This is a genomic window from Orbaceae bacterium BiB (assembly GCA_036251205.1).
GTDB lineage: Bacteria > Pseudomonadota > Gammaproteobacteria > Enterobacterales > Orbaceae > Orbus > Orbus mooreae.
The window spans coordinates 1293525-1311778 of record CP133958.1 but is presented as its reverse complement, the minus strand read 5'-3'; the positions used below and the strand labels follow the sequence as shown (position 1 = coordinate 1311778).

At 36.0% G+C, this 18254-nt stretch carries 14 protein-coding genes and 1 other RNA gene; 4 read left to right on the top strand and 11 right to left on the bottom strand.

Annotated elements, in window-relative coordinates; genetic code table 11:
• Positions 1-142 precede the first annotated feature (142 nt).
• From guaB to xseB, 10 genes are all read right to left on the bottom strand, one after another.
• Positions 143-1609, bottom strand: a complete 1467-nt coding sequence (gene guaB, locus RHO11_06125) for an IMP dehydrogenase (GenBank protein ID WVD62695.1) — start codon at positions 1607-1609, stop codon at positions 143-145.
• A 209-nt stretch (positions 1610-1818) separates the two neighbouring features.
• Positions 1819-2514: a 6-phosphogluconolactonase gene (pgl, locus tag RHO11_06120; GenBank protein WVD62694.1), complete on the bottom strand. Its 696-nt coding sequence runs from the start codon at positions 2512-2514 to the stop codon at positions 1819-1821.
• A gap of 9 nt (positions 2515-2523) precedes the next feature.
• Positions 2524-3996 carry a glucose-6-phosphate dehydrogenase gene (gene zwf / locus RHO11_06115; protein WVD62693.1) on the bottom strand — a complete coding sequence of 491 codons (1473 nt, stop codon included), beginning with the start codon at positions 3994-3996 and terminating at the stop codon, positions 2524-2526.
• Positions 3997-4409: 413 nt separating this feature from the next.
• The gene (gene rplY / locus RHO11_06110; protein WVD62692.1) at positions 4410-4694 is read right to left on the bottom strand and encodes a 50S ribosomal protein L25; all 285 of its coding nucleotides are present in this window, start codon (positions 4692-4694) and stop codon (positions 4410-4412) included.
• Between the two features lie 123 nt (positions 4695-4817).
• Positions 4818-5390 (bottom strand): 5-formyltetrahydrofolate cyclo-ligase, encoded by a 573-nt coding sequence (locus RHO11_06105; protein ID WVD62691.1) that lies wholly within the window; start codon positions 5388-5390, stop codon positions 4818-4820.
• Between the two features lie 23 nt (positions 5391-5413).
• Positions 5414-5595, bottom strand: a non-coding RNA gene (gene ssrS, locus RHO11_06100) — 6S RNA.
• A gap of 65 nt (positions 5596-5660) precedes the next feature.
• Complete coding sequence (gene zapA / locus RHO11_06095) at positions 5661-5957, bottom strand: cell division protein ZapA (protein ID WVD62690.1); 297 nt, start codon at positions 5955-5957, stop codon at positions 5661-5663.
• A gap of 7 nt (positions 5958-5964) precedes the next feature.
• A complete protein-coding gene (gene dxs, locus RHO11_06090) occupies positions 5965-7821 on the bottom strand; it encodes a 1-deoxy-D-xylulose-5-phosphate synthase (GenBank protein WVD62689.1) in 1857 nt (618 codons plus the stop codon).
• A gap of 36 nt (positions 7822-7857) precedes the next feature.
• Positions 7858-8745 carry a (2E,6E)-farnesyl diphosphate synthase gene (ispA, locus tag RHO11_06085; protein ID WVD62688.1) on the bottom strand — a complete coding sequence of 296 codons (888 nt, stop codon included), beginning with the start codon at positions 8743-8745 and terminating at the stop codon, positions 7858-7860.
• 12 nt (positions 8746-8757) lie between these two features.
• Entirely contained in the window at positions 8758-9000 is a 243-nt protein-coding gene (gene xseB, locus RHO11_06080; GenBank protein WVD62687.1) for an exodeoxyribonuclease VII small subunit, read from the bottom strand.
• Positions 9001-9285: 285 nt separating this feature from the next.
• Here xseB and hpt point away from each other — a divergent pair, with 285 nt between their 5' ends.
• The 3 genes from hpt to RHO11_06065 all read left to right on the top strand — a co-directional run bounded on the left by hpt (position 9286) and on the right by RHO11_06065 (position 15486).
• The gene (gene hpt, locus RHO11_06075; protein WVD62686.1) at positions 9286-9822 is read left to right on the top strand and encodes a hypoxanthine phosphoribosyltransferase; all 537 of its coding nucleotides are present in this window, start codon (positions 9286-9288) and stop codon (positions 9820-9822) included.
• A 108-nt stretch (positions 9823-9930) separates the two neighbouring features.
• On the top strand, positions 9931-11649 hold the full coding sequence (locus tag RHO11_06070; protein WVD62685.1) for an autotransporter assembly complex family protein: 1719 nt from the start codon (positions 9931-9933) through the stop codon (positions 11647-11649).
• 3 nt (positions 11650-11652) lie between these two features.
• Positions 11653-15486, top strand: coding sequence for a translocation/assembly module TamB domain-containing protein (locus tag RHO11_06065; protein WVD62684.1), 3834 nt, complete (start codon positions 11653-11655; stop codon positions 15484-15486).
• Positions 15487-15589: 103 nt separating this feature from the next.
• Here RHO11_06065 and RHO11_06060 read toward each other — a convergent pair whose 3' ends face one another.
• Entirely contained in the window at positions 15590-15826 is a 237-nt protein-coding gene (locus RHO11_06060; protein WVD62683.1) for a YecH family protein, read from the bottom strand.
• A gap of 301 nt (positions 15827-16127) precedes the next feature.
• On the opposite strand from RHO11_06060, the gene RHO11_06055 reads away from it, so the two are divergent.
• Positions 16128-18149, top strand: coding sequence for a KUP/HAK/KT family potassium transporter (locus RHO11_06055; protein WVD62682.1), 2022 nt, complete (start codon positions 16128-16130; stop codon positions 18147-18149).
• The last annotated feature ends 105 nt before the right edge of the window (positions 18150-18254 follow it).

Genomic DNA, 18254 nt, shown 5'->3' with positions numbered 1-18254 from the left:
TATATTACTGCTTTGAATTATTGTATATAACCGTCCGACTCAATAAACGTTAGGCTAAGGAAAATATAACAGTAGGTTAGTTTAAGATAAATATTGGTGTTATATAAAAAATTAAGGCGACATGAGTCGCCTTAATAATGACTTATTGACCTAAACGATAATTAGGTGGCTCTTTGGTAATTGAAACATCATGAACATGACTCTCTTTGATACCAGCACCTGTAATACGAGTAAATTGCGATTTTGTTCGTAACTCGTCAATTGTCGCACAACCTGTTAATCCCATACATGAACGTAAACCACCCATCTGTTGATGGATAATCTCTTTAAGTGGGCCTTTATAAGCAATTCGTCCTTCTATTCCTTCCGGCACTAATTTATCGGCCGCATTATCGGTTTGGAAGTAACGATCGGAAGAGCCTTTTGACATCGCACCAAGTGATCCCATACCACGATAAGATTTATAAGCACGACCTTGATAAAGTTCAATTTCACCCGGAGCTTCTTCAGTTCCTGCAAACATTGAGCCTACCATTACACAACTTGCACCAGCAGCAAGAGCTTTAGCGATATCACCTGAATAACGAATACCACCATCAGCTATAACTGGGATGTTGTAAGCTTTAGCTGCTTCAACTGCATCCATAATAGCAGTAATTTGTGGAACACCAACACCAGTAACAATACGTGTTGTACAAATTGAACCAGGACCAATACCAACTTTAACAGCACTAACACCCGCTTTAATTAAGGCTAATGCTCCTTCAGCTGTTGCTACATTACCACCAATAATTGGTAAGTCTGGATAGGCTTGACGAGCAGCTTTAATTCGTTGTAAAACACCTTCAGAATGACCATGGGATGAGTCGATAAGAAGTACATCTACGCCGGCTTCAACAAGGGCTGCAATACGTTCTTCATTACCTGGAGCTGCACCTACTGCAGCACCAACGCGTAGACGACCTTTGTCATCTTTACAAGCATTTGGTTTCGCTTCAGCCTTTTGGAAGTCTCGAACCGTTATCATACCTTTTAAATGGAAAGCATTATCAACAACTAATACTTTTTCAACTCGACGTTCATGCATTCTTTGTAAAACAATTTCACGTGGTTCATCTTCAAGAACAGTGACTAAACGTTCTTTTGGTGTCATTACGGCGGTAACGGGGAGCGTTAAATCTGTTGCGAAACGCACATCACGAGCTGTAATAATTCCAACTAAATTATTTTCTTTAGTTACTACAGGGAAACCAGCAAAACCGTAATCTTTAGCTAGTCTGATTACATCATTAATGGTTGCTGTTGGTAGAACTGTAATTGGATCTTGTACAATACCACTTTCATGTTTTTTCACACGTCTAACATGTTCGGCTTGCGCTTCAATAGACATATTTTTATGAATAAAGCCAATACCGCCTTCTTGAGCAAGTGCGATTGCTAGATTAGCTTCAGTTACGGTATCCATCGCAGCAGAAAGCATAGGTAGATTGAGTTTAATGGTTGATGTTAACTGAGTACTAATATCGGCAGTGTTAGGTAAGACAGTAGAATGAGCGGGAACTAATAAGACATCATCAAAAGTAAGAGCTTCTTTAAGTATGCGAGACATAGCAATATTCACCGTGAGTAAGGAAAAAGTTGATAAAATATTGCCGAAGCATTCTACATTTGATTTGTTAATAAAGCTAGTTTTTTCGTAAAAAATCTTATTAATAGAAATTGTATCAATAAATCAATAAACCACGCTATTTTATAAAAACGAAATAGCGTGGTTGAGTGATGAGCTGATAATTTAATCGTAACGATTTGCTGTTTTAATTATGCACACCAAAACCCGATAACTTTTACCTTATCTTGTTGTAATACAGCGCGAATCGGCATATCAGTAATATCTTTTCCCTGTGTGGCTTTATCTAACACTACTTTTTTACTTTCACCTACTAAATGTAAATAGATATTTTGGCTATTTAAAATGGCGGGTAATGTTAAAGTAATGCGATCAAGTGGGGCAGTTAATGGCGTCATATCCATCACTAGCTTACCTGAGTGCATATCTAATCCTGCTGCTAAATTTTTAGCATGAGGGAATAGCGATGCAGTATGTCCATCTTCACCCATCCCAAGAATCACAACATCAAATGGCATTGGTACTTCTGCTAATTTTTGCTGGGCTTCCAATTCTCCTTCGAAGGGGGTAGCTGCACTATTTTTAAGGCCAATAAAATTAGCTAATTTAGCTTGGTTTTGTAACAAATAACTTAATACGAGTTTTTCATTACTAGCATCATCAGTGTCATCAACCCAGCGATCATCAACTAAGGTAATGTAAACTTTACTCCAAGGTAATTCTTGTTGGCTTAATAGTTTAAATAGTGGGATAGGCGTTTTACCACCAGATACAGCAATTGAAGCCATTCCACGTTCAGCTATACCTTTGTTCAATGCTGCAACGATATGTTTTACCATATTTTGTGTGAGTTCATCAGATGATGCATATTGATTTAATGTAAACATTTTTATCCCTTATTCAAATTCATTCCAAGAGCGATTATCTTTAGTGATCAATGCAACAGACGCTACAGGTCCCCAAGTTCCTGCTTGGTACGGTTTTGGTGGATCATTTTCGTTAGACCATGCATCTAATATTGAGTCAACCCAGCCCCAAGCGGCTTCAACTTCATCTCGATGGACAAACAGTGCCTGACGGCCACGCATTACTTCAAGTAATAATCGTTCATAAGCATCAGCAATATGTTGATGAAACGTTTTGCTGAAACTAAGATCTAATTTGGTCATTTGTAAGTTATTATTACTTTCAAGACCAGGAACTTTATTTAGGATCTCAATATCTACCCCTTCATCTGGCTGTAAACGGATAGTCAGTTTATTTTGTGGTAATTGTGGATAAGAGTCACTAAATAGGTTCAGTGGTTGATTTTTAAAATAGATTACAACTTCAGAACATTTATTCGGTAAACGTTTACCTGTTCTTAAATAAAACGGTACGCCAGCCCAACGCCAGTTATCAATATCAACTTTGATTGCTATAAATGTTTCAGTATTACTGGTTTTATTGGCGCCATCTTCTTCTAAATAACCAGGCACTTTTATACTATTAACAAACCCTGCTGTGTATTGGCCTCGTACTGTTTTTTCACGAAAATTAGCCTTGGTAATTGGGCGAAGCGCTTTTAAAACAGTAATTTTTTCTTGGCGAATACTATCATCTTGCAAATTAGCGGGTGGTGACATTGCAATCATGGTCAATATTTGCAATAAGTGGTTCTGTACCATATCTCTCATTTGGCCTGCTTTATCAAAATAGCTCCAGCGGCCTTCAATACCGACTTGCTCTGCAACGGTAATCTGTACATGATCAATAGAGTTACGATCCCAAAGCGTTGAGAAAATAGGGTTAGCAAAGCGTAATGCTAATAAGTTAAGAACAGTTTCTTTACCTAAGTAGTGGTCAATACGATACACTTGTGACTCAGTAAAATATTCTGCAACAGCATTATTAATATCTTGGGATGACTGTAAGTCTGTACCGAGTGGTTTTTCCATGACGATACGGTTTTTGCTTTGATTTAATCCCGCATGAGCAAGACCTTGGCAAATGGTACCAAAAGTACCTGGATGCATAGCAAAATAAAAAATTGCAGGTTTTGTTTGGCTTAATTCTTTAGCGAGTCCATCAAAAGCCGGTGTATCGTTGACATCTAGCTTATGGAAATCCAATTTTTCACAAAAGCGTAGCCAAACAGAATCTTCAATTGGATCTGACATAAATGTTGTCAGTGCATCTTTAGCGACTTCAGCAAAAGCATTTTTGTCCCAATCTGCACGACCGACACCTAATATTCTTGTCTCTTGTGGTAAATGGCCATATTTTTCTAATTGGTATAAAGACGGTAGTAATTTTCGTCTGGTTAAATCACCTTTTGCACCAAAAATAACCAAATCACATGCTGGAATGTCCAAATTATCAGGGGACATATTATTCTCCTACATCGTTAAATAAGTAAATCAATTGATTTCGGTTATAGCCATGACAACCTAAAATTGATAAGTAGAGTAAAAATATAAATTAGCAATTAAATTGTATGCAAATATTTTAGTCTAGGGTAATCAGTTATTCTGTTGACTGCTGAGACTAAAATTAGTTCAGTACAATTCCTTAACTATTATCATAGTTTAACAAGAAAGATCCAGTTATTTCTCTTTATTTAAATAATAGGCAACTGTTGTTGGCAAACCGATATCTGCTGAATAATTGTTAGACCAATGATATTTATCATTCACTAATTTTTTGCAAAAAAAATGTACCACTCAAAAGTGAAGCACTAATGCTTGCTTTCGGGGGTACATATTAACCAAGATGCTCGATTGTATCGAGCATCAACATACAATTACGCTCTTACAAAATCCATGTGTAATAATTTAGGTTTGAATGCGTGACGTTGTACGGCTTGAATTTTAACTTTAATTTCTTTGCCATCAACTGCAATAGTTAAAACTTCAGAGTAGAACTCTGTTTTTTCTTGCATATTGAAAACTTGGTTATGATCAAGAACAACAGCAACTGGTTCTTGCTCTCCACCATAAATAATTGCTGGGAATTTACCCGCGTGACGCAGGCGGCGGCTCGCACTCTTTCCCTGCTCTTTTCTTGCTTCTGCATTTAATGTAAACATAATTTCTCTCTTTTGTTAAATAAGTGTCAATCACAGGCGACCCAGCAATTGACTAAAAGTCATAGCCTTATAAGGCTGGGGGATTATAGCCCTTAATTAGGGTTATCGCAACTTAAATTAGCATTAGCCGGTAATAATTTCAGGTAGCTGAACGTCCCAAGGTTGATTGGTAATATGCGGGATTTTTTGACAATTAAAAGCCAATCCGATCGGGTAAATATTATGTTTTTGATAGTCAGCTAACATGCGATCATAATAACCCCCACCCATACCGATACGATAATTACGTTCATCAAAGGCGACTAATGGGGTAAATATAACATCTAATTTGTGATGAGGTATCACATCAGCAATATTTAGCTTAGGTTGTAATATACCAAATTTATTACGGGTTAATTGTGTTGTCGCTTGATAACGGACGAAAAGTAGATATTTCTTATTAAATGGGTGGATAATTGGGATGAATACTGATTTTTGCTGTTGCCATAAGTATTCAATAATAGGTTTAGTCTCTAATTCACCATCAAAAGAGAGAAAAATAGCAATATTATTAGCCGCTGATACTGCTGAATGTTGAGCTATTTTCTGATAAATAATCTGTTGTTCTTGGATGCGTTGTTGATGAGATAATTCTCTACGAAAAGTTCTAACCTGAGTGCGAATTTGAGATGTTGTTAATGAAGATAATTTTTGCATAGATATCATCAGTACAATTAAGATAGAGCTCCAAGATGCCGTTACGGGTTGTAACCCTTGAACCCGAAGTTCAAGGTGAGCAATGCGTTTACTCTTTAGGTTTCCTTAACAAAAAGGCATACACACCGAGTAATAACCACATCCGCTCTATCGTTAAGATTATCGGCTCAGGGGACTGACCCGTTCGCGAACATCTCAGAGATGTCTACCATAATACAAAATTTATTTAATGAAACAATACCATTTATATTATTTTTACAATGTAGATCACTATTTGGCGAAATTTAACGCATGATCTAATAACTGTTGTAGTGTTTTTAATCGTTCATTAAATTCACTACCTAACTTATCACTTTTTTGCTTCTCTTTGACAAGTTCATAGGAGATATTCAGCGCAGCTGTGATGATCAGTTGATCGCTGTTCATTATTTGTGTTTTTCGACGCAATTCGTTTAAACGATCATCAAGATCTTTGGCTGCCAAATTTAGCGCATCGATTTCATCAACGGGGCAAGAGAGCTTAAGTGCTCTACCAAAAACATGAATATTAACAACTTGTGTACTCATAATTAACCTATTGATTGATAAAATTTGTAATTTTTTCTGTTAACTTGTCTGCACTTAAACCAATATCGTGACGAATTTCAGCTTGTGTACCTTGTGGAATAAATATATCAGGCAAACCGATGTTCAAAATATCACACTTGAGTTTTTTCGACAAAATAAATTCATTTACGGCACTACCTGCGCCACCTTGTACTGCATTTTCTTCCAATGTGACAATCGTTGCATAGTTTTGTACTGCTTGTAAAATAGCTTCCTCATCTAATGGCTTAATAAAACGCATATCAATGACGGTTGCATCAAGTTCTTCGGCCGATTTTAGTGCTTCATCGAGTAGCGAACCAAAATTCAATATAGCAATATCTTTACCTTGTCGAATTTGTTTGCTTTTTCCTATCTCAATTGCTTGCATAGGTTGAGCCTGCTCACTTCTAGTCTCTCCTCTTGGGTAGCGTACTAGGGCTGGTCCTTGATAGTGATAGCCAGTATAGAGCATATTTCGACACTCGATGTTACTACTTGGTGCCATAATAACTAAATTAGGGATACAACGTAAATAACTAATATCAAAAGCCCCTTGATGAGTAGGACCATCTTGCCCAACTATTCCTGCTCGATCGATGGCAAATAATACTGATAAATTTTGGATGGCAATATCATGAATGACTTGATCATAAGCTCGCTGTAAAAATGTTGAATAGATCGCGATAACTGGTTTTCTGCCACTAATGGCGAGACCTGCAGCGAAAGTTACAGCATGTTGTTCGGCAATTGCAACATCAAAAAATTGCTCAGGGTAGCATTTTGCAAATTTAGTCATCCCTGAACCTTCACTCATTGCGGGTGTTATAGCAACCAGTTGTTTATCGTGTTCAGCCATTTCACATAGCCAGTCACCAAATATCTGCGAATAGGTTGGGTTATTACTCGGCTGTTTAGTAATTACACCTGCTGATGGGTCGAATTTAGGGACGCCATGCCACAAAATAGGATTTTTTTCTGCAGGGGCATAACCTTTACCTTTCTGGGTTACAACATGTAAAAGTTGTGGACCTTTTAATTGACGAACTTTACTTAGCGTATTAACTAAATTATCAATATCATGTCCATCAATTGGGCCAATATAATTAAAGCCAAGTTCTTCAAATAAAATAGCGGGGGTCATTAGCCCTTTAATATGCTCTTCAGTTTTTTTCAAAAACTCTTTCACAGGTGGAATACCTGCAAATACTTTTTTGCCACCTTCTCTTAAGGTTGCATAGGTTCGGCTGGATAATATTTGTGCGAGATGCTGATTGAGCCCCCCAACATTTTCAGAGATAGACATGTCGTTATCATTGATAATAACTAGCATATCCGGTTTTAAATGACCTGCATGATTCATCGCTTCAAAAGCCATACCCGCAGTCAGAGCGCCATCACCAATCACACAAGCAACTTTACGGTTAGATTGCTTTTGTTGCTCTGCAACCGCAATACCTAGTGCGGCACTAATTGAGGTTGAAGAGTGGCCGGTACTTAATATATCGTATTCACTCTCTTCTCGCCATGGGAAAGGGTGTAAGCCATCTTTTTGCCGAATCGATAGCATTTGATCACGCCTACCCGTTAATATTTTATGTGGATAAGCTTGATGACCAACATCCCAGATTAGTTGATCAAACGGTGTATTATAAACATAATGTAGAGCCACGGTCAGCTCAATAACGCCTAATCCAGATGCTAAATGTCCACTTGAACGGCTTACGCTGTTTAATAGAAAGCGTCTTAACTCATCACTAATTTGCAGTAGCTGATTTTGTCGATATAGACGCAAATCCTGAGGATAGTTAATCTGTTTGAGTAAAGGATAGTTATCAAGGTTCATTTTGCTATTTTAAGATCCTAGTGTATGACAAAGTAATCAATTATTTCGTGTGATAATAAAATCAGCTAATTGTCGTAATGCTTCGCTATTATAAGGTATTTTATCTAATGCTTCGATAGCTTGCTTGTAAAGATGCTGACAAGTTTGTATCGATTGTTCTACACCGATGAGTGATGTATAAGTATTTTTTTCTAACTGCTGATCTGCACCATTATTTTTACCCATGACATTTTTATCACCAATCACATCTAATACATCATCTTGAATTTGGAAAGCAAGTCCAATGCAATCGGCAAATAACATAAGATCTTGTTGGTATTGTTTTGCTTCGTCGCCAGCGGCAAATAAACCGAGCAGAATTGCTGCTTTAATCAAGGCACCCGTTTTATTTTTATGGATCCATTTTAGCTCTTCGAGCGAGATAGTGTGGTGCTCTGATTGTAGATCTAATTGTTGACCTAAACACATACCTTGAATCCCACTCGCTTTAGCCAACTCTTTGATCATCGATATTTTACATGAATCAGATAGCATTGGCGCATCACTAATTAAAGAAAATGCATAAGTTTGTAAGGCATCACCGGCTAAAATTGCTGTAGCTTCATTAAATTTAATATGACAGGTTGGCAAGCCTCGTCTTAAGTCATCGTTATCCATGGCGGGTAAATCATCATGAATTAGGGAGTAAGTGTGAATAGCTTCAATTGCAGCAGCTGGGGCATCAAGTTTTTCAAGTTCACAGCTAAACATTGATCCCGCTGCATAAACTAAAAAAGGACGGATACGTTTACCACCAGCGAGTAGACTATATTCCATTGCTTCTTTTAGTAAAGAAGGCTCAATCATAACTAAGGATTGGGCTAATGAATGATTAACTCGCTTGGTATATTGTTCGTGTAAAACATCAAATAAATGGTTTGTCATAAAATTACTATATTAATTATCGGTGTCAGTAAATTCAGTTAATTCGGCATCATTACTTTCGCTAAGTAATATTTGGATACGTTGTTCTGCTTTTTTGAGTTGTGTTTGACCTTGTTTGGCAAGTTTTACACCTTTTTCAAATTCATTTAAAGCTTCATCTAAAGGAAGATTACCAACTTCTAATTTACTAACAATATTTTGTAGTTCTTCAAGAGTTTGTTCAAAAGAGGGTGATTGTTTCTGCGCTTTAGCCATGTTCTATCTCCAGACTGTATATTCGCTTAGTATATACTTAAATTGTTGGGAGTTATATATTTTGTGAAATAAATGGCACATTATATTATGAGAAGAATAATTTAAAATATCGAACAGGTTTAAATAGAAGGAACTCGTTATCGTTTTATTTTTTATTATATGGTTTGATAAACTTAGTTAATTTAGGGAATAAGATATTATTTGAGCAGATACCTTAACTTTACTATTATTTGCTTATAAAAGTTGATAGAATTCGTCCAATTTATATAAAGAATCGGTCGAAAAATGAAAAAACATACTGTTGAAGTCATGATATCTGAGCAAGATATTCAAACTAGAGTGCGTCTATTAGGTGAACAAATTAGTCAAGATTATAAAGATAGTCACAATGAGCTGGTATTGATCGGTTTATTGCGGGGATCATTTATTTTTATGGCAGACTTAAGTCGTGCAATTACTGTCGGTCATGAAGTCGATTTTATGACGGCATCTAGTTATGGTAGCGCAATGAATAGTAATCGTGATGTGAAAATTTTGAAAGATCTTGATGAAGATATTCGTGGTAAAGATGTATTAATCGTCGAAGATATCATCGATACAGGAAATACGTTAAGTAAAGTGAAAGAGCTACTAGAGTTACGTGGACCAAGAAGCTTAGAAATCTGTACTTTATTAGATAAACCTTCACGTCGTGAAGTCAAAGTACCTGTTAAATATATTGGTTTTTCTATTCCCGATGAGTTTGTAGTAGGTTATGGTATTGATTATGCTCAGCATTACCGTCATTTACCCTATATTGGGCATGTCATATTACAAGAATAATTAAATAAAAATGAACTTTTGCCTGATCACTTTGTCAAAAAGGTCATTCAGTCACAGTAAGTAACACGCAATACTAAATGATTTTAGTTGGGTTATTACGGAGTAAATGTGCGAAGAGTTATCTTTTCAATTGTGTTGTCACTTATTGTTGTCAGTAGCGCAGCATCAGCGAAAATGACATTATCTGTTCAGGGCCTTTCCGGGGCTTTGGAGGATAATGTCGATGCTCGTTTGTCTATGATTAACAGTAACCAAGTTGATGATACTCCTTATTTTAAACGCTATTTAGAAAGTGAAATTAAAAAAGGCTTACGAGCATTAGGGTACTATAATCCAACGTTTAGTTATAATATTCCTGAAAATAGTAATAAGTTAGTTGTTACTGTTGACCCAGGCAAACCTATTTTAATTGAGCAGACAGATGTTAATGTGACCGGTGATGGAGAGAACGATCCTGATTATATTAACCTGCTTAAAAATGACTTACCGAAACCAGGTTCAGTATTGAATCATGGTGACTACGACAGTTTTAAGAAAAAGCTCCAAAATTTGGCGTTACGTAAAGGTTATTTCGATGCCGATATGACCAAAAATCAGCTTGCGGTTAGTGATTCCTTACATCAGGCATTTTGGAAAATTGATTTTAATACTGGAGAACGTTATAAATTTGGTCCAGTTTCCTTTAAAGAAACCGAGATTCGCCAGTCTTATTTACGTAATATTATCCCATTCAAAGAAGGGCAACCTTATACTTCTGAAGATATTACATTATTAAATCGCCGCCTATCTTCAACCAATTGGTTTAGTTCAGTAACTGTGGTGCCTTTATTTAAAGATGTTAATAAAGATAAAGAGTTACCTATATATGTTATTACTACACCTAGAAAGAAAAATGTTGTTGACGTCGGTTTAGGTTACTCTAGTGATAATGGTTTTAGAGGTAAGCTCGGTTGGAATAAGCCATGGTTAAATGATCGCGGTCATAGTTTACAAACTGATTTTGCTTTATCTTCGCCAGAACAGACTATTACAGGTGTATATAAAATACCTTTATATGAATCACCATTAGAGGATTATTATACGATCCAAGGCGGTTATAAGAAAATTGATAACAATGACACTTATTCTAACTCTTATACCGTTGGTGTTATCCGAAACTGGGATAGTTTTACTGGCTGGCAAAAAGCAGTTGGTTTAAATGTGATGTATGATAACTTTACTCAAGCGAGTGATAGTTACGAGACTTTTTTACTTTATCCTTCATTTAGTATCTCCCGAGTAAGAGCTGATGGAAAATTATCTCCTTTATGGGGTGACTCTCAGCGTTATTCTTTAGAGGTTGCCGCAGAAAGTCTAGCCTCTGATATCAATTTTGCCCGTTTTCAAATGCAACAAGTCTGGATTCGTACTATTGAAGAGCGACATCGATTTGTTGTGAGGGGAAATGTGGGAATTATTCAAGCCAGTGATTTTGATCGGGTTCCACCAACGTTCCGTTTCTTCGCCGGTGGTGACCGTAGTATTCGTGGATTTGGTTATCAATCTATTTCACCACGAGATCGTGATGGTAAATTAAAAGGTGCATCAAAGTTATTAACTGGTTCATTAGAGTATCAATATAATTTTAGCGGAGCTTGGTGGGGAGCACTATTTGTTGATAGTGGTGAAGCTATCGATAAATTTGATCAAACAGATTTCCATACTGGTGCCGGATTTGGTGTTCGATGGGTATCACCGATTGGACCTGTCAAATTAGATATTGCTAGTCCAGTCGATAAATCGAAAAAATCGGTGCATTTCTATATTGGCTTAGGAGCGGAGTTATAACATATGAAAAGTCCGCATAGAGCTAAAAAAGTTAAACGAATTAAACGTATTCGACGTTGGAAAAAACGTAGTTTAGTTATTCTTTGTACTTTTGTCTTTTTAATCGCATTTTTACTTATTTTTATGTACACAAGCCTTGGTGTAAAACTAGGTATTACTGTACTTGAAAAAGTGATGCCAGAGATTCAAATCAAACACGTAAGTGGGACTTTATATAATCTTGAAGTCGATGATTTTTCTATGCAACTTGAAGGTATCGAGGTAAAAGTTAATAAGGCTGAGCTATCTTTATCTGGCTTATGTTTAATTAAAGGTAAAATCTGTGTTAAAAATTTTGCCGCCCAAGATGTACTTGTAAATATACATACTGATGCATTTGCAACAGATGAAAATGCGGTTGCCGTTGACGAATCAGATAATACCGTTAGAAGTGTCATTAGTATGCCATTACCGATTGAGCTCCGTCAGTTAGCATTATCGAATGTGAGCGTCAATGTTGATGATATGCAGTTTGGTTTATCATCATTTACCGGTAAAGCAACATGGGTTAATGAGAAGATCTATGTATTTCCTTCAACTGCAAAGGATGTTAAGGCTATTTTTGCTGATCAACCCGCTAGTACAGTTGTCACAACAAGTAATGAGACTAAAACCGATTTATCGATAAATCAGACGATTAATAACATTTTTAATCAGCCTCTCATTGCGAGTTTACCAACAGTTAATATTCCACTCGATATTTATGTAAGTAGTTTAACGGGTGATAATTGGTTGTTGCATATAGGCGGAGAAGACTTCCGTTTCAATAATATTAAAATTGAAGCAAGTACTGAAAATAATATTATTAATGCCAAATTAGTACAGACATCAATAATTAGTCCTTATAGTAATGCTGATGTTAGTGTAAAAGGTAAAATTATATTAGGTGATGATTGGCCGATTAATGCGCAAATTAAGGCTAAAATAGAACCACCGAAAAATCAAATTGCTACTGAAATTGATAGTGAGATCGATGGTAAACTACTCGGTGTACTTGCTGCTAAAATAAAAATTAGTGGTTTTAATCAAGCTGATATTTCAACTAAAATTGACTTTGTTGAAACTTATATGCCAGTGACTGCCAAAATAACTGGCTCTACAATTCAGTGGCCTTTATTTGGTAATGCACAGTATCAATTAAAAAATTTCGATGTAGATTTATCTGGCTCAGTTAAAGATTACCATTTTAATGCAAAAGGTGATTTTTATGGTGTAGATCTGCCGACAGTGCTCTTTGATATGCAGAGCAAGGGGACCAATGAATTTATTGATATTAAAACGTTAAAAGCAAAATTGCCACAAGGCGAATTTGATCTCGTCGGTAATATCAATTGGCAGAAAGGACTACAGTGGAATTCGACGATTAATTTTAATAAAGTCGATTTGACTAAAGAGTTAGCTAGTTTCCCCATTAAATTAGATGGTCAGTTAAAAACCGATGGTTCGTTTGACTCAACATACTGGGCGGCAAATTTAACGGATATGCAGTTAAATGGTAATATTAATCAAGCGCCTTTACACGCAAGTGGTAGCCTAGCGATTAATTCAAACCAATTTATTACGGCAAATAAATTTAATATTAAGTGGGGCGGTAATTTTATTGATTTGAATGGCTCAACTAAACAAGAGAATTTACTGGCTAACTTAAACCTTTCTGATCTTAAAATTATTCAACCTGATCTACAGGGTGATATTACTGGTCACTTAACTGTACATGGTTCAGTGAGTGAGCCGGTCATTAAAACTAACTTATTGATTCAAAATTTTGCTTGGCAAGACATTGAATTGCATCAAGCACAATTGAATGGAAATATTGAATATACTAAGTTATTGAAAGGGTTGATTGAAATTAAAGCACAGCATTTTGCCATGTCTAATATCGTTGTGGATGATGCGGACATTGTATTTTCTGGTGATGAACAAAATCATCAATTGACTATTAATAGCCAAGGCGATCCTCTTTCGACAGCAATTAAACTTAATGGCTATCTGAATAAACAGAGAACCAATTGGCAAGGTTCATTATCAGAGGCAACACTCGCATTTAATGAAACAAACCGTTGGCAAATAAATAAACCAATACAACTTCAATATAATTTAGCCTCGAATCAAGGTAGCATCACAGCTCATTGCTGGGTAAATGGTCGCTCACAAATCTGTTTAGATAAAAATGTAATTATTGCTGATCATGGGGAAGCATCGATTACTTTATCCGATATTGACTTGAAATTATTTGAAATTATTAATCAAGGCGAGACAAAGATAGCTGGTACGATACATGGCAACGCCAATGTTAAATGGAGTCCTCAACAGAACATTCCTTCCATTGTTGCCAATATACAGAGTAAAGATGTTTATGTCAGTCAGCAGATTGCCTCACAAACATTACCGATTCCGTTTGATCTATTTGTCATTAATATGAATGTGAATGACCAACAAGCTAAGTTAGATTGGAACTTTAGTATTAAAGAGTTAGGTCGTTTTGCGGGTAATATTAAAGTCACAGATCCTACTAATAAAAAAGCGTTAACAGGGCAAGTTATTATTGATGAACTATCATTGTCGATAGTAAATCCATTATTAAATGCTAATGAGCATGCTAATGGTACGATTAACGGTAATTTAAAATTTTCTGGTACGCTGTTAGACCCATATGTTGTTGGTAATGTAGATCTAAAACATAGTGAAATAAAAACCACCCAACTGCCTGCGGATATTAAATCGGTTATGATTGATATTGATTTTAGTGGCAAATCATCACATTTAAAAGGTCAAATGCAGACGAATGCAGGTGTTGTTGATATTACCGGCGAGGCCAGTTGGAAGAATATCGAAAAATGGAGTGCGTATGTTGCCGTTAAGGGGGCTGCGATTGAAGTTAGTATGCCTCCGATGATTACGATGTCGATTGTTCCTGATATTCGCGTTGAGGCTAATCAAGATCAATTAGATTTAACTGGGAAAATTAATATTCCTACTGCAAAAATCAAAGTAGAATCATTGCCAGCGTCGACGGTTGATGTCTCCTCTGACGAGGTGATGTTAGATAGCAATTTACAAGAGATTGCTCCGGCAACGACGGCAATGAAAATCAATACTAAAGTATTCGTATCACTTGGTGATAAAGTAAGTATTGATGCGTTTGGTTTAACTGCTAGGTTAACGGGTGGGGTCTTTGTGACTCAAACGGATAAAGGGTTATCTGTTCATGGTCAAATTAATATTCCACAGGGGCGTTTCCAAGCTTATGGACAAGATTTAATTGTGCGTAAGGGCGAAATTGTGTTTGCAGGCCCGGCAGATCAACCTAGATTAAATATTGAAGCCATTCGTAATCCTGAATCGATAGAGAATAATGTTGTCGCAGGTATTCGAGTTACCGGACTTGCAGATGATCCAAAAGCGGAAGTATTCTCTGACCCTGCGATGTCACAACAAGAAGCATTATCATATTTACTGCGAGGACAAGGTCTTGATAGTGGTGATCAAAGTGAAAATGATATGGTGACTGCATTATTGATTGGTCTTGGTACATCACAAAGCGGTAAATTGATTGGCAGCTTAGGTAGTACTTTTGGTATTAAAAACTTAAGTTTAGACACACAAGGTGTTGGCGATAGCCAAAAAGTCGTGGTGAGTGGATATATTTTACCTAGCTTACAGCTAAAATACGGTGTTGGGATCTTTGATGCGTTAGCGACGTTTACGTTGCGTTATCGTTTATTACCGCACTTATATCTTGAGGCGGTGAGTGGTGTTGATCAAACGGTTGATTTAATTTATCAGTTTGAGTTTTAGTTCAACACTCATTTAATCAACATGTTTTGAAAAATAGGCTAGTTTTTACACTAGAATGATACTTTACAATAAGATTATAACGAAATCTTATTGTAAAGTGAGCTTAATGGTGACAAATTTTTGTTACATCAACGGTAAATTCTGATGATTCGGCTGATTTAAATTTGCCTTTATGTGCTAGAAACTTGATAAGTTCTTGAGCGGTCATTCCTTGTTTAGAACAAGTGTGGAATGTCGCATTTTCACCAAACTTTTGATTAATCGCCACTAAGAGTGACTCTTCAGTATAATGATGATTTTTCATCATATCTAAGACTTCATGACCATGAATAGAGCCCATATTATCCTCGATGATAGATTTGTAGTTATTGATAATAAATTGTTAATAAGTAATAATTTAACATAAATTTCCTTGAGAAAAACCAAGAAAATTTTATTTTTCGTTTAATTAAATATGTACAATCGCAAATTTAGCAGTATGATATCAAATCAATTTTGATTACATAATTCTATCAAATGAACATACTCAATAGAATGATATTCTTAATATCACCACAATATTTTAACTTACTTCGTAGCACAGCATAGCGCTGCTCTCTATATTCAATTATTATCCAACTCAATTACTAATGTAAAATATTATGAATAATTCAAATCATCAGATCCCTGTTGGCATGCTTGGCATTATTAGTGCTATTGGTATCGTTTATGGCGATATTGGTACATCACCTCTTTATGTTTTAAAAGCAATTATTTATGGACTTCCAGAGCACCAATGGGCTAATCCTACTTACATTTTAGGTGCGGTATCATGTATTATCTGGACGCTCACATTACAAACTACCTTGAAATATGTCATCATTACATTAAAAGCAGATAATAAAGGTGAAGGTGGGATTTTATCGCTTTATGCATTAATTCGTCGGCGTTACCGTTGGGCGTTTGTTATTGCAATTATTGGTGCTGCGGCCTTACTTGCTGATGGTGCGATTACACCTGCAATTACTATTATTACAGCAATTGAAGGGTTAAATACCATTTATCCTAGTATTCCTATTATTCCTGTGACACTACTGATTATTGTGGTTTTATTTCTGATTCAACCACTGGGTACTGCTGCATTAGGACGATATTTTGGTGTAGGTATGACGATTTGGTTTACCACATTAGCTATTTTAGGGCTGAATCGATTGCTCCCTAATTTAGATGTGCTAGCCGCTTTTAATCCGATGTATGCTATTGAGTTTATTATTAATGCGCCTGATGCAATTATTATTCTTGGTGCCATTTTTATGTGTACGACAGGTGCGGAGGCGCTATATTCCGATCTTGGTCACTGTGGATTAAAAAATATCCGTATTTCATGGGGCTTTGTTAAAGTCTGCTTAATTTTGAACTATTTGGGACAAGCCGCTTGGATTATTCATAATCCAGCAATTGTTGATCCTGGTATTAACCCTTTTTATATGATGATGCCTGAGTGGTTTAGACTCATGGGGATTATTATGTCAACAGTTGCGGCGTTTATTGCCTGTCAGGCGCTAATTAGTGGGGCATTTACTATTATTAGTGAAGCGATCTCCTTAGAGCTATGGCCTAACGTACATATTCGTTATCCAACGTTGATTAAAGGGCAAATGTATATTCCTTCAATTAACTATATTCTATTTGTACTTTGTGCGGCAATGGTGTTGGGATTCGGTTCTTCAATTAACTTGGAGGCTGCTTATGGATTGGCGATTACACTGAGTATGTTAATGACAACTATTTTATTATTTTTCTACTTTATGAAAAATAATAAGCCGCTTTGGTATAGCGTACCATTAACACTATTCTTTTTAACCATCGAAACAGGCTTTTTTATCGCTAATGCGCAAAAATTCTTCCACGGTGGTTATGCATCGATTCTGATTGCAGGAGTCGTCTTTGTCATTATGTATTCATGGTATAGTGGTAGACGAATCAAGCGAGAATATAATACATTCGACCGATTAGATAAGGATTATTTAGCTAAAATAATTTCTGTCAGCCACGATAAAACCCTTGAAAAAATTGCAACTCACCTATTTTACTTAACACGTGCACAGAGTCCGCATTCGATCGAAAGTAAAATAAGTTATTCACTCTTTGAGAAAAAACCTAAACGTGCCGATACTTATTGGTTTGTTGCTATTAACCGAATGGATGAGCCTTACCAATTTGATTATGCGATAGAAATTCTCGTACCTTATAAAGTGTTTAGGGTTAATATCAATTTAGGTTTTAAAGTTGATATGCATGCCGAACAGTATATTCAGTTGATTGCATCAAAAATGGAACAACAAAATTTAGTCTGTTTATCATCAAGATATCCATCTTTAAAAGATAAACGTGGCGATAGTTTATATGTGATTGTTGAGCGTACATTACGTAATGTTGATCTCTATTTTATTCAAAAACCACTGTTAGTTTTTTATACATGGATTAAGCGTAAGTTTACTTCTGATACTGAGATGTTTGATTTAGATCCAACATCAACATTAATTGAGTATGTACCGATTGTTGCTAATGAGTATGAAAATGATACTGAAACATTAAAGCAGCTAATTGAACAATCACAAATGAGTATTAGTGGGGAATTACCTGAAGAACCCAATTGTGATGAGGATTCTAAGTTAAGTTAGTTGTGACAAAGCTGGCGCTAAAATAAAATTCAGTTGCTAAAATGGCAATCAATTAATGATTGCGTTATACTAAGCTAACTATTTGTTCTAAACTATAGTTCATTC